Origin of the sequence: Pseudomonas sp. 2822-17, assembly GCF_002742485.1 — a bacterium.
GTDB lineage: Bacteria > Pseudomonadota > Gammaproteobacteria > Pseudomonadales > Pseudomonadaceae > Aquipseudomonas > Aquipseudomonas cyclaminis.
This window is the reverse complement of record NZ_LJRZ01000601.1, coordinates 1-290: the sequence shown is the minus strand read 5'-3', so window position 1 is coordinate 290 and position 290 is coordinate 1. Positions and strand designations below refer to the sequence as shown.

General features: G+C 34.1%; 1 pseudogene. It reads right to left on the bottom strand.

Features of this window, described 5'->3' with window-relative positions:
* Positions 1-79: 79 nt before the first annotated feature.
* Positions 80-290 (bottom strand): annotated as a pseudogene (locus AOA60_RS32750) (hypothetical protein); the annotation flags it as partial.

The following is a 290-nucleotide window of genomic DNA, read 5'->3' as shown; positions in this document are numbered from 1 at the left end:
CATCTTTGCCTGTTTCTTCGTCAACTGTAATAACTGCATAATGTGCATTTTTAAGACCGAAGTTAACTTTGTTCCCCATTTATATCACTCCAATTTCATAAGCTTTTTGAAACAGTTTTTCTGATTCAATATAAGTTTGTGTCGCTTGCCAGGGTATTTCATGTTGTTTAAGTAGGTCTTCAAGATTCTTCTCTGCTTGTTGATCTTTTTGGGCGGTATAAAGTTCAATATCTGCATCAGTAATTTCTACATACGATGAATTATCAGCATAGAAATTATCTGTTCCTGGT